The sequence below is a fragment of the Natronocalculus amylovorans genome (genome assembly GCF_023638035.1).
Classification (GTDB): domain Archaea; phylum Halobacteriota; class Halobacteria; order Halobacteriales; family Haloferacaceae; genus Natronocalculus; species Natronocalculus amylovorans.
In genome coordinates this window covers 198,361-211,475 of the sequence record NZ_JAKRVX010000004.1, presented here as the reverse complement: position 1 = coordinate 211,475, position 13,115 = coordinate 198,361, and the positions used below count along the sequence as shown (strand labels likewise).

The window sequence follows — 13,115 nt, the reverse complement described above, 5'->3', positions numbered from 1 at the left end:
AGTCATTCGGTTCGGCGAATCACAAGTAACGAGATCGGTCCAATTACGAATCGTGGTTCACTGCAGTCGTTCTGTTGTCTCAATAAGCGGATGTCGTGCATAATCAACGATCGAGATATCTGAGATTGAAACCAACCCTTCCTTCTTAGCAGTTTTTGCCATCCCCAACTCAATTGGAGACTCGATGAGGATCACGTATGCATCCATCTCTTCAATATCGAGTTGGTCTGCAGCAAGCACACGGTGGTGACCGTCTGCAAGATACAGCTGTCCGTTGTTGTCAATCACAACAAGGGGCTCAGCAAGCCCTCGATGCAGTTCGTACTGACGACCTTCGAGTTCATCTGCATACACTCGCCCCTGCGTTGGAATAAGTGATGCAATCTTGACTTGGCGGCGCTCTTCGGTCAGTTCAATGTCGTGTATCTGTTCGAGTGTCCGCATTAGTTTTCCAACTTTTCCTGGGGTTGCCCGTTCTATCTGGCTCCGAACAACATCCGTATTCGAAATAATCCCAACAAGATTACCTGCATCATCAACGACAGGGAGCTTTTGAATTCCCGATCGGAGAATCACTCGTGCGGCATCAGTAACTTTCATTTCTGGATGCGCGACGATGAGATCCTCAGTCATTACAGTAAAAATCGGTGCTGCGTCATCAGCCAACAGCAGATCGCGAGCCGTCACAAATCCCTCTACTTTCCGGCCTTTACAGACCGGAAATCCGTTATGCTCTTCGCTTTCAACAATCCGTTTTGAGACTGCAGCAACGGTGTCTGTCGGCGAGACAGTTGCGACATCTCGCGTCATATATTCGCCGACGGTTGGCTTCTGTGTCATTGCTTTCGCTACGTGCGGTGGGGTGAAAAAAACTGCTTGGTAAATAGAGTTCGTTCTTAGTCTTCTGGGAACGCTGCCAACTCATCGGCATCGTACACCGGTGTTTGTGGTGCACTATCGAGTGTTTCAAAGAATCTTCCAGCAACAATATCTCTCACAACCGTCTCAAGCTCTTGTTTTGATGGTTCTGAAACGTCCTCTAAAATCCCAAGTGGAAGCTGTCCACCAGCCATATCTGTATGACCACCAGCGCTTCCAATCTGGTCAAACGCTTCACGGAAGGTCTCACCCAAGTCAATTTTGGATCCACGAGCCCGCCCTGAGACATATACAACGCCGTTCATAAATCCGTAGACGACAGTCGTTTCAATACCCGCCATTGTTAACAGGAGATCTGATGCCTGAGACAGCGTATCTCGATCTTTTATTTCGCCGACGCAGGTTGTGAGTGCAGTGCCTCGAACCTCCCTGTTTCTGATTGCCTTTGCTGTTGTCCGAAGGACTTCCGGGCCTACACTTGGAGTTTCCACTCGTCCAAGGGCTGATTCATCGGTGGATGGATAGAGGAACGCTGCAGCCTCAAAGTCCGCCTGAGAAACCTCTCGTGTGAAATCCTTCGTATCCGTTCGGATCCCGTAGACAAGTGCAGTTGCAATCTGCTCTGTAGGCTTGAACCCGAGCCGCTGATAGTACTCCGCTAAGAGTGTACTCGTTGATCCGACATCCGGTCGAATATCAACGAACCGACCGTCTCGATCGATTGGAACGCGAGGTGGATGGTGGTCGATAACAAAATCAACTGGTGTCTCTTCCGGCAAACTGTTGTTTATTCCGGGCTGTGAGTGATCGACAAGCGCAATGGAGCCGTATGCATTCGGGTCAAACGTATTTGGGTCACACTGCGTAATTGGAATCTCAAGCAGATTTACCAACGCTCTATTCTCTTGGTGTGAGATCTCTCCGAAATAGTAGGCTTGACCGTCGACCCCCATCTTCGAGGCAAGCTCAGCGAAGGCCAGAGCGCTCGCGATCGCATCCGGATCTGGGTTATCATGTGCGAATACTCCTAACGGGCCGTCGATCGATCGAAGCATAGCCGAGAGAGAGACCGTTATTTGCCCACCAACCCCTGATGCAGCATCTAGGACAAGCTTGGAGAGTATTTCTGTAAAATCGATCGACTGATCAACAATCGAATTAAGCTGTTGTCGTTGCTGATTCGTCATTCCGGGTGTGTGAACACCAGTAATAAATGCGTCCGGGAATGCAGCACGAGCGGACTCTGCCGCAGCAATGACTGTGTCCGGTGTGTCGTCAGTGACGACAACCAAGTCGATATCTGAAGGATATGTTGCTGTGTCGGTTGGGTCAGCTTCGACCGCAGTAATATTGGTATCGCGGAGTGTTGTAACCCAACCAGCGTCATCTGTAATAACAAAGAGATCTCCGTGAGAAGCCGCTAGCTGCTCAATTACATCTCCCCCTACTGGGCCGTGTCCAAGCACCAACCGGCGGACCATACTGTACTGTCGCTATCGACTCGGAAAACGCTACCGTGTTCACTGGTCGAATTAACTGAATAAAACAAGAAACAAAAATCCAATCGGTCGCGTTATGCGAAGAGTGCGCTTGCGGCTGCCTCTGCGGTTTCAAGTGCGATTGGGAAGCCAGGGAGCAAGAGCACCGTCGCAACAGCTGCGAAGATGATTGCAGCGTACAGACCAGTTGGTTTCGACTCGATTACATCGAGGTTTCCGTTTGGTTCTTCGATCCAGATCGCCTTCACAACACGGCTGTAGTAGTACAGCGAGAGCGCGCTTGTGACTGCACCAACCGCGGCGAGCCACCAGAAGCCTGCGCTGACTGCACTTGCAAAGAGTGCATACTTCGAGAAGAATCCGCCAAACACTGGCAGTCCTGCAAGGCTGAACATGAAGACAGCCATCGCAACACAGGCAAGCGGAGCTTTCTGTGAGAGACCAGCGTAATCTTCGAAGGTTCTCCCAACGCCCCAGTACTCAACCATTGCGATGAACAGGAATGCACCAGTATTCATGAATCCGTAGATGAGCAGGTGAGCCATTGCGGCACCCATAACATCTCCGTTGTGTGGGCCACCTGCAGTCAGTGCAGCCAGTCCAATCAGTGCATACCCAGCATGACCGATAGAGGAGTACGCAAGCATTCGCTTGACGTTCTCTTGGGTTGCTGCAGCGAAGTTACCGACAACCATTGTCAGCACGGCAAGTACTGCGAATGCAAGCGCCCAGTCGATCGCCGGGGTTACTTCGAGCAGTGGCATGAACGCTTCTGCGAACACACGGAATGCGACGACGAATCCGGCTGCTTTCGACGCACTCGAAAGGAATGCGCTTACTGGCGCTGGTGCGCCTTCGTATGCCTCCGGTGCCCAGAAGTGGAACGGAACGGATGCGGTTTTGTATGCGAACCCACCCGCGATCATCAGGACACCGATTCCTGCGACGCCGGCGAATCCTGCCACACCACCATCTGCGAACTGTGCTGAAATCTCGGTTAAGAGCAGGCTTCCAGTCACAGCGTAGATGAGGCTGATACCGAAGAGGAACACAGCCGAGGAGAGCGCACCGATGAGGAAGTACTTGAGACTTGCCTCGACGCTTCCACGGTCTTTCTTGAGGAATCCAACAAGTGCGTATGATGGCAGCGATGCCATCTCAAGGCTCACAAAGACGGTCACAAGCGAGTTCGAGACAGCCATGAGTGCCATCCCGGTCGTTGCAAACATGAGAAGCGAGTAGAACTCTGCGGAGTTCTCATGGCCTTTCAGATAGTCGTGGCTTGCCACAATAACCAAGGCTGCAACGCTTGTGAAGATTGCAGTGAAGAACAACGCCATTCCATCGACGACGATCGCCTCACTGAACAGCGTAATTGCACCGCCGTGGGTTTCTTGGCCGGTTCCTGCAACCAGATACCAGACCGTGATACCAAGTGCGATGATCGCACCGGCAGCGGAGACGATCGCATACGTTGTGTTTGCGTTTCGTTTTGGCCAGATTGCATCGATTGTCAAGAGCAGCAGGCCAGTCAGCCCAAGGACGATGACTGGTCCGAGTGCAGTCCACTCAGGGAGCTGTGACTGCAGTGCTGCGGTCGTTACAACAGTTGGATCCATTAGAGCCCACCCCCGTTAGCAAGGATAGGAGCAACGGCGTCGAAGATCATATCTAAGAACACCCACGGTGCGACCCCAAGCGCGATGATCGCGAGCAGAAGAACTGCCATTGGTGCGACATCGTGCAGTGGTGCAGCCGTGACTTCATAATCCGTCTCAAGTCGGTATTCACCGAAGAGGGTCTTCTGCATCGCAAGCAGCAGATAGCCAGCAACGATGACGATACCGAACATTGCAAGCGCGGTGAATATCGGCGCGTATGGAAGGAACGTCGATCCGAACGAGCCTGCGAAGATGAAGAACTCACCGGCAAACCCAGCCATCAGTGGAAGTCCCATGTACGCGAACGCACCTGCAATGAGAATTCCAACCGCGACCGGCATTCTATCAGCCAGCCCGGACATGTCCGAGACGATCCGTGTGTGGGTCGCGTTGTAGATCACACCGACCGACATGAACATCAGTCCGGAGATGAGTCCGTGAGCAACCATTTGGAACGTTGCACCGCCAACACCGAACTCGGTGAAGGCGATCAGTCCAAGAATCACGTATCCCATCGATGAGACAGAGGAGTATGCAACGATCCGTTTGAGGTCCGTCTGTGCAAGCGCCAACATTGCGCCGTAAATAACCGAAACAACAGCGATGATGGCGATCGGAACTGCAAGCAAACTTGCCTGCTCCGGCAGCATTGTGAAGTTGAATCGAAGCAGTGCGTAGGTACCCATTTTCAGAAGGACACCAGCCAGCATAACCGAAACCGGCGTTGGTGCCTCAACGTGAGCGTCCGGCAGCCACGTGTGGACTGGGACGACTGGGACTTTCACTGCGAATCCAACGAACAGTGCCAAGAAGGCGATCAGTTTGAGTGTGTCAGGCGCAATGCCGAACCACGTTCCAAGCTGATCGTTTGCAAGTGCCTGTGTGATCTCCGGAAGGCCGAACGTTTCGACGTTGAGGCCGAAGACGAGCGCCATAAATCCGATGAACATCACAAGCGACGCAACATTCGTGTAGACGAAGAATTTGATCGCTGCGTACTTTCGGCGTGGACCACCCCAAACACCGATAAGGAAGTACATCGGCACAAGGACTGCTTCCCAGAAGATGAACCACAGGAAGAAGTCAAGTGCCATGAAGACACCAAGCAGGTTTGCCTCCATGAAGAGCATGAGCCCGTAGAACTGGCTCTGTCGTTCTTTAATTGGCGTCCACGCGCTGACGATCGCAAGCGAGGTCAAGAATGTGGTCAAAACGACGAGCGGCAGACTAATACCGTCAACGCCGACAAACCACTGGACCTGAATTCCTGCAATTTCAACCCACGGAATAATCGTTTCAAAGGCGATATCACCGCCCGTCAGGGCGTTGCCGCCGGATTCGAACAGCGACCACATGTAGAGGCTCCCAATGACGGGAACCAAACTGAGACCGAATGCCACCTTTCCAGCATACTTATTCGGCACTGCAAAGACGAGCAGTGCGGCTGCAAAGGTGAATGCAATAAGTGCTTCAATAATCATACGAACCACCCTCCGAGGAGACCAAACGCGAGAAGCAACGCCGTAAGCCCAAGGGTGAGCAATGCAGCGTAGTTAGTAACAAGCCCTGTCTGGAGCTTTCTCATCCGACGACCGCCGAAGAGGCTCACAGAGGAGACTCCGTTTACAACGCCATCGATAACACCTTGATCGAACTTGTCCGCGACTGCTGCGACAGACTGTGTTCGGTGTGCGATCCAGACCTGGAATTCGTCTTGGTAGTAGTTGTTGTACAGTACGTCTTTGACCTGTCCGAGTTTTGCAGTGTGCTCGACCGGTTCAGGAACGTTGTAGAGTTTGAACGCAACGAGCAGTCCGGTCACTGCAAGCCCAAGCGAGAGGCCAGCAGCAATGAGGAGTGTCGTTACTTCAGTACCAACAACACCTGCTTCGTAGCCACCGTACTCTGCAAGCAGTGCATTGTATCCGGAGTACGTCAGGCCTTCTCCACCACTGTCGAGGTACTGGGTAAGGAAGTCAAGCTCAATTCCAGTCAGTTTCTGCACTGGAACCATGTTGATAAATCCTGCAACGACTGCAAGAACACCAAGCACCGAGAGCGGTCCTTTCACGTTCCACCCAAAGCCGTGTGGGTTGCGAGCAGTCTCCGATCGTGGCTCACCGTGGAACGTCAAGAACACCATTCGGAAGGTGTAGAATGCGGTGATTGGAACCGCAAGCAGACCCATTACCCACCCACCGAGAAGTAGTGGGTCGTTGAGACCATAAATGAACGCTTCATACAGAATCTCGTCTTTCGACCAGAAGCCTGAGAATGGGAAGATCCCAGCAAGCGCAAGCGATCCTGCAAGGAACGTTGCGTAGGTGACTGGCATCTTGTCTTTCAATCCACCCATGTCCCACATATTCTCGTTGTGGTGCATCGCAATGATGACCGCACCCGCACCAAGGAACAAGAGTGCCTTGAAGAACGCGTGTGTCATCAGGTGGAAGGTTGCTGCGACGTAGCTGCCTGCACCAAGTGCGAGCATCATGTACCCGTACTGTGAGATCGTCGAGTATGCAAGCACCTGTTTGATCTCCCGTTTGACAACACCCATTGTTGCCGCAAAGAGCGCAGTGAATCCACCAATGAACGCGATGATTGCAAGCGCGGTTGGGGAGACAGCGTAGAAGCCGTACATCCGAGCAACCAGATAGACACCTGCTGCAACCATTGTTGCTGCGTGGATCAGTGCCGAGACAGGGGTTGGACCCTGCATTGCGTCAGGAAGCCATGTGTGCAGTGGGAACTGCGCGGACTTACCGACAACACCACCGAGGACAAGCAGTCCAACGATCGTGAACCACTGTGTCGGCTCAAGACCGAATGTGGTGTTTACAACACTGGTATCGCCTGCAACCGCCTGTTCAGCGAGTACAGGGAACGACTCCGGGCCAGCGAACTGTGCAGTACCGAACGTTGCGAACACTGCGACCACACCAATCAGGAAGAAGTAGTCACCAAATCGGGTGACAAGGAACGCTTTCTTTGCTGCGGATGGTGGGCCATCACGGCGGAACCAGAAGCCGATCAGAAGGAACGAACAGAGTCCAACAAGCTCGAAGAACATGAACGCCATAAGCAGGTTGTCTGCGACGACGAACCCAAGCATGGAAGCGGTAAACAGGCCAAGTCCAGCGTAGTAGCGTGGAAGACCAGTTTCGCCCTCGTCGTTCATATATCCAAGGCTGAATACGTGCACGAGCGTTGCGATCAACGTGACGATGATCAACATGAGCGCTGACAGCGGATCAATGAGTACACCGAAGGTCAGCTCCCACGGTTGGTCGCCAATACCGGTTGCCCACGTGTAGATGGTCTCCTGATGAATTCGCTCACCTGAGACACCGAGCAGCGAAATCGCAACCCAAATCGAAAGGAGGAGCGAGCCAGCTGTAGCCGCGATTCCCGCTAACGCACCTCCCTTTGGCATATATTTGCCTGCAAAGAGGGCGATCAGGAACGAAACAAACGGCAAAAGAACGATCGCCGGAACAAAATCAAATGCAGCTACCATTTATTACCACCTCATCGTCGTTGCGTCTGTAACGGAGACGGTGCCGAAGTTACGATACAATACAAGGATGATACCGATTCCGATTGCAACCTCTGCGGCTGCAAGCGCAATCACAAACAGTGCAAACGTCTGCCCTGTCATGTTGCCCCAAAACAGCGAGAATGCGATCAGGTTGATGTTGGCTGCATTAAGCATCAGCTCAACGGACATCAAAAAGTAGAGCGCATTCTTTCGCGTGAGGACACCAAACAGCCCGATACAGAACACGGCTGCTGAAAGCAACAGATAGTACTCTGGTGGGACCATTATTTGTCACCCCCATCGCTGAGCGGCTGGGTGTCAGCTGTTGCATCTGGTGCATCAGCCGGTGACTCCCATCCACCATCTGCAATTGCGGATACGATCGAACCACCTTCTTCGCGTTTTGCGAGGAAGATCGCGCTATCGACTGCGACATCGAGACCGATCGCGATGATCAAAAAGGCTGCTAAGAACCCTTCCGAGGCGATCGTTCCCATGTCATTTTGTAAGTCGAACAGCGCATAGCCGATGTGCGCGACGATACTTTCTCCCTCGGGGAACAGAACCGGTTCCCCAAAGGATGCTTGCACGAACGCGACAGCCATTACGATAAACAGGCCGATCGCTGCAAGGCCGGGAATCATTGTTGATCCGGCACTCTCAGTTTCATCAGTTGTCATACGTTACTCACCTCCGGATCGGTTCGCGTGAGCATTACGGCGAACGTGATCAAGATGAGAACTCCGCCTACATAGACGAGGATCTGCATCGCTGCGAGGAACTCTGCCTGCAGCATCACGTAGTGCACCGCGACGCTCAACAGAGCACCGCCAAGAAGCAAAGATGCGTGGAACACATCCTTGGCCAAGACGACACCCAGGCTGAAGCCCAATGTGATAAGGGCGAACAGCGCGAACGCGATGGTCTCATAAACCATTGTGTGACTTTCCTATAGGAATCCCTTTGAAGATTTCGAGAACGATCCGTGAACGGCCCGATTTACCCGTTTATATGTCATTAATCATACACATAATAGTAAATCAGGTGACTACTGTGGGTGTTTTACCTCACTGATAGTCGATTTCGCCGTCACCCTCACCGACCCACGCGCTTCGATCTGGGTTGCGCGAGTTGAGCGGATCGATGCCCTTGTACCAAGGGACGTTCTTGAGCTGTTCTTTATTGTAGACGAATTCGTTTTTCGTGTCTGCGGTGAACTCGAAGTTTTGCGTAAGCAAAATCGCATCAACCGGACACACTTCCTCACACAGTCGGCAGTAGATACACTGTCCAATGTGGAGGTTGTACTGTTCGCCGTTTCGCATATCGTCCTGAACGATCTGAATCGTATCGTTCGGACAGACGTTCTCACACTGGCGACACCAGATACAGCGCTCTTGGCTGAACTTGTGGACACCACGGAACCGTGGGCTCACTTCAGGTGCAGTCTCGGGATATTCGACGGTAAACGTCTTCCCGTCCAGTGCGTGTTTCATCGTTGTTGCCATCGATTTGAGCAGTCCAATCATATTAGATGATCACCCCCACGATGATGGCCGTGAGAACCAGGTTTGCAAAGGAAAGCACGAGCATTCCTTTCCAACCAATTTCGATCAGTTGATCGATCCGAACACGTGGTAGCGCAGAACGGCACCACTGTGTGAACAGGAAGAACGCCCAGATCTTGATTACGAACCAGACAAAGCCTGGGATGAACTCAAGCGCTGGGATCGGTGCTGCGGCACCACCGAGGAACACAACAGCCATGATTGCCCCACCAAGGAAGATGTGAATAAACTCACCAAGGTAGAACAGGACGAAGTAGACCGAGGAGTACTCGGTCTGGTATCCGGCGACAATCTCGGTTGGTGCCTCTGGAATGTCGAACGGATTACGGCCAATTTCAGCCATATTTGCAACCAGGAACAGTACAAACGCGAACGGATTAACGAACGCATACCATGCTGGGATTGACACGCCAGCGATAGTGAAGAGTGCAGTTCCTTGTGCTGCAACGATCTCGCTCATCTGAAGCGTTCCAGCGAAAATCACGACAGACAGTGCAGTGATAATCAGCGGGATCTCATATGCGATGTTCTGCGCGACTGCGCGCAGTCCACCCATAAGCGAGTACTTGTTATTCGATGCGTAGCCTGCCATCACCAGTGCAACGGATGCGATCGACGCAAACGCAAAGACGATCGCGAGTCCTGCTTCTGGATCTGCAAGGTGTATGTTTACCGGGCCAAGGTCACCCATCGGGATAACCGCAAACCCGAGCAGTGCGGAAGCCGGGAGAATAATCGGTGCGAGGTCCCACGATGGGCGATCGACACCCTCTGGAACGATCAGCTCTTTCGAGAGCAATCGAACCGCGTCAGGAATAATAATAAGCAGTCCAAACGGACCGATTCGGTTCACCGCAATACGATCGGTGAACGCGGCGGTGATTTTCCGTTTTGCCCACGGTCCTGCGATCGCAGTCATGGTCAACATGATGTTTGCGATCAGGAATGCACCAATAAGACCACCTACGATCTCTCCGGGGACACCGCTTAGTCCGAGCAGTTCTGCAATCTGCTCAGGAAGGAGTTGTTCCGTCTGAAGTGCAAGTGCTCCCATACCCATTATCGGTCCACCTCACCAAGAACAATGTCAAGGCTTCCCAGTGCAGCAATCATGTCAGGGACATACTCGCCGTTGGACATCTCTGGGAGTGTTTGGAGATTCGAGAAGCACGGGCTCCGAATCTTAAATCGGCCTGGCTTGTCGGTCCCATCCGCGCGGATGTAGATCCCGAGTTCACCTTTTGCACCTTCAACTGCACGGTAGATCTCCGTGTCGTCGTCCGGTCGAAGCGTTCGTGGAACGTTAGACTGGATGTTTCGCTCATCTTCCGGCCAGTCTTCAAGTAGATCAATACACTGCTCAACGATTCGAGCAGACTGTTCGACCTCTTGCATTCGAACGAGGAGTCGGCTGTAGTTGTCACAGCCATCCTCAACGATGACATCCCAATCAAGCTCATCGTAATAGCCGTATGGATCGTCACGCCGGAGATCGTAATCGATACCTGATCCACGGGCAACCGGTCCAGTTGCGCCGTAGCTTTTTGCCACCTCTGGTGGAAGGACACCGGTTCCGATCGTTCGCAGTTGGAGGATCTCATTTCCGGTGACGAGATCGTGGTACTCCTCAAGGTGCTCTGGAAGCTCATCGAGGTAGTCACGAATATTCTCGAAGAACTCATCGCGTGGCTCTGGAAGGTCCCAGACAACGCCACCGAGCCGGAAGTAATTAAACATCAGTCGCTGGCCGGTGAGATCTTCAAGGATATTTTGGACCTCTTCACGATCGCGAATTGCGTACATGAAGATTGCCGTGAAGTCCCCATACACATCGAGTGCAAACGTACCAAGTGCGAGGAAGTGAGCCGCCATTCGGCACAGCTCTGCACCCATCGTTCGGATGATCTGTGCGTACTCTGGGACCTCAATATCGTTCAGGTCTTCGGCCGCACGCGCGTATGCCCACTCGTTGAGCAACCCAGCGGAAATGTAGTCCCACCGATCAGGATACGGCATGATCTGGTGACGATAGGTCGAGTTCTGACAAAGTTGCTCTTCGCATCGGTGGAGATAGCCAAGGTCAGACTCAACATCTGCGATCTGCTCACCTTCGAGGGTTGCTTTGACGTGAAGCACACCGTGTGTTGCCGGATGGTGTGGTCCGATGTTAAGGAACATCGTATCACTGTCCGTCTCACTTCGGTGATCTTCTTGCAGTGGGTTCGCGTGTTCTCGCAGTGCAACGATCTGTGGCTGATCCTGATCGTAATCCATCGAAAGTGGATGGCCTTGCCACGTGTCAGGAAGAAGAATACGACGAAGGTCTGGATGATCTTCGTACTGAATTCCAACAAGGTCGTACGCTTCTCTCTCATGCCAGTCTGCAGTACGGAAGACCGCATCTGCGGATTGGCTGACCGGGTTTTCTTTATCAGCAGGAACGACGACACTGACCTCTTGGGTTGGGTCGTCGAACTTTTTCAAGTGGTAGATCGACTCGAATCGGTCTTCATACTCTTGTGCGGTGACACAGGAGAGGTGATCGAATCCAGCGTCGTCGCGAAGACGTCGAAGCGACTCCTGTACTGTGTCTGGTCGAATAACGAATCCCGGTGCATTGATGTGCTCTTCGCGGCCAATAACCAGATCGCCGAGAAGCGCTTCTAGATCGTCAGCGGACTGTTCTTGTACCGTATCTGGGAGTGGCTCTTCCAAACTCATGGTGAATCAGCCCAATTGTATCGCATAACCAGATCGTCTGTATCAATCTCTTTTGCAAGCTGATCGACAATCTCATCGCGGCTCAAGTCGCCAAACTGCTCAAGTTCGTATGGTTTGACGACAACCGGTGAAGACTCACCGTTTGCAATCCGCTCTTGGAGCTTTGCAACACCATAGACGAGTGCCTCTGGTCGTGGTGGGCAGCCAGGAATATGGATGTCAACTGGGATAACTTCTTCAGCACCCTTGACGACATTGTATCCTTCCTGGAATGGCCCACCAGAGATCGTACATGAACCCATGCCGATCACGAACTTTGGCTCTGGCATCTGGTCGTAGACGCGTTTCATACGCGGAGCGAACTTCGAAACGATCGTTCCGGGAATGATGATTACGTCCGCCTGTCGTGGCGATGCTCGAGGCACACCCGCACCGAAACGGTCAAGATCGTGCTTGACGGCGTAGGTGTGCATCATCTCAATACTACAGCAGGCAATACCGAACTGTAGCATGAACATCGACGAGCCACGAACCCAGTTCATGAACTTGTCGAACTTTGTGAGAATAAACGGCGACGAGCCGAATGCTTCACGAAGCCGAGAGTTGAACCGGTCGTCCTGCCCAGTGAGTCGGGCATCACGCGTCTCAGTCAATACTTGCGAATCGTCAGTTATGAACGGTTGATCACTGCTCATGCGTCTCCTCTTTCTGTCTTACGACGGGTAGCACGGGGACTTTTGGTCCAACTGACCGCACCGTTCCGCCACGCCCATACAAGACCGATGAGTAGGATTCCGATGAAAAGTAACATCGGTCCTAGCGCTCGTGTTATGCCGACAACCTCTACAGCGTCGCTGTAGATGACTGCCCACGGAAACACGAGGACGGTTTCGATATCGAACACAACGAACAGCAGCGCAACCATGTAGTACTGAATGTTAAACTTGAAGCTGCGCGCTGTTCCCGTCGGAATCTCACCGCTCTCGTAGGTAGCGCTTTTTCCTTGTTCCGGCACACTTGGTCGAAGTAACGCTGACGCAGCCATCATCCCCAATGGGATGCCTACGCCAACGACCGCCAGTGCGCCGATTGCGATCCATGACATACCGGGTTCTCCGTAACGTACGACGGTTGGAAACCCACCCGTATAAGCGTTGATTTTCTGGCGCCACGTAAAATCGGTCGGGTTAGCGACGAACACGTGAAAATAGTCCAATCCGTGTCTTAGTGTGAGCGCAAAAAACAA

At 52.6% G+C, this 13,115-nt stretch carries 13 protein-coding genes; all 13 read right to left on the bottom strand.

Annotated features, from left to right (window positions below; translation table 11 throughout):
• Positions 1-57 precede the first annotated feature (57 nt).
• On the bottom strand, positions 58-840 hold the full coding sequence (locus AArcSt2_RS11620) for a CBS domain-containing protein (RefSeq protein ID WP_174653363.1): 783 nt from the start codon (positions 838-840) through the stop codon (positions 58-60).
• A 56-nt stretch (positions 841-896) separates the two neighbouring features.
• Positions 897-2,360, bottom strand: coding sequence for a DHH family phosphoesterase (locus AArcSt2_RS11615; protein ID WP_250584804.1), 1,464 nt, complete (start codon positions 2,358-2,360; stop codon positions 897-899).
• Positions 2,361-2,452: 92 nt separating this feature from the next.
• A complete protein-coding gene (locus AArcSt2_RS11610) occupies positions 2,453-3,997 on the bottom strand; it encodes an NADH-quinone oxidoreductase subunit N (protein WP_250584803.1) in 1,545 nt (514 codons plus the stop codon).
• Entirely contained in the window at positions 3,997-5,520 is a 1,524-nt protein-coding gene (locus AArcSt2_RS11605; RefSeq protein WP_174653360.1) for a complex I subunit 4 family protein, read from the bottom strand. The genes AArcSt2_RS11610 and AArcSt2_RS11605 overlap by 1 nt, the downstream gene beginning before the upstream one ends.
• The gene (nuoL, locus tag AArcSt2_RS11600; RefSeq protein WP_174653359.1) at positions 5,517-7,559 is read right to left on the bottom strand and encodes an NADH-quinone oxidoreductase subunit L; all 2,043 of its coding nucleotides are present in this window, start codon (positions 7,557-7,559) and stop codon (positions 5,517-5,519) included. The genes AArcSt2_RS11605 and nuoL overlap by 4 nt, the downstream gene beginning before the upstream one ends.
• A gap of 3 nt (positions 7,560-7,562) precedes the next feature.
• Positions 7,563-7,865: an NADH-quinone oxidoreductase subunit NuoK gene (nuoK, locus tag AArcSt2_RS11595; RefSeq protein ID WP_250584800.1), complete on the bottom strand. Its 303-nt coding sequence runs from the start codon at positions 7,863-7,865 to the stop codon at positions 7,563-7,565.
• A complete protein-coding gene (locus tag AArcSt2_RS11590) occupies positions 7,865-8,260 on the bottom strand; it encodes a proton-conducting membrane transporter (protein ID WP_174653357.1) in 396 nt (131 codons plus the stop codon). Before AArcSt2_RS11590 ends, nuoK begins: the two co-directional genes overlap by 1 nt.
• Positions 8,257-8,517 (bottom strand): NADH-quinone oxidoreductase subunit J, encoded by a 261-nt coding sequence (locus AArcSt2_RS11585; protein WP_174653356.1) that lies wholly within the window; start codon positions 8,515-8,517, stop codon positions 8,257-8,259. Before AArcSt2_RS11585 ends, AArcSt2_RS11590 begins: the two co-directional genes overlap by 4 nt.
• A 130-nt stretch (positions 8,518-8,647) precedes the next feature.
• Positions 8,648-9,109: a NuoI/complex I 23 kDa subunit family protein gene (locus AArcSt2_RS11580; protein ID WP_137198856.1), complete on the bottom strand. Its 462-nt coding sequence runs from the start codon at positions 9,107-9,109 to the stop codon at positions 8,648-8,650.
• 1 nt (position 9,110) lies between these two features.
• Positions 9,111-10,202, bottom strand: a complete 1,092-nt coding sequence (locus tag AArcSt2_RS11575) for a complex I subunit 1/NuoH family protein (protein ID WP_174654597.1) — start codon at positions 10,200-10,202, stop codon at positions 9,111-9,113.
• 5 nt (positions 10,203-10,207) lie between these two features.
• A complete protein-coding gene (locus tag AArcSt2_RS11570) occupies positions 10,208-11,869 on the bottom strand; it encodes an NADH-quinone oxidoreductase subunit D (RefSeq protein WP_174653355.1) in 1,662 nt (553 codons plus the stop codon).
• On the bottom strand, positions 11,866-12,564 hold the full coding sequence (locus AArcSt2_RS11565) for an NADH-quinone oxidoreductase subunit B (RefSeq protein ID WP_174653354.1): 699 nt from the start codon (positions 12,562-12,564) through the stop codon (positions 11,866-11,868). Before AArcSt2_RS11565 ends, AArcSt2_RS11570 begins: the two co-directional genes overlap by 4 nt.
• Positions 12,561-12,974, bottom strand: a complete 414-nt coding sequence (locus AArcSt2_RS11560; RefSeq protein ID WP_174653353.1) for an NADH-quinone oxidoreductase subunit A — start codon at positions 12,972-12,974, stop codon at positions 12,561-12,563. The genes AArcSt2_RS11565 and AArcSt2_RS11560 overlap by 4 nt, the downstream gene beginning before the upstream one ends.
• Between the last annotated feature and the right edge of the window lie 141 nt (positions 12,975-13,115).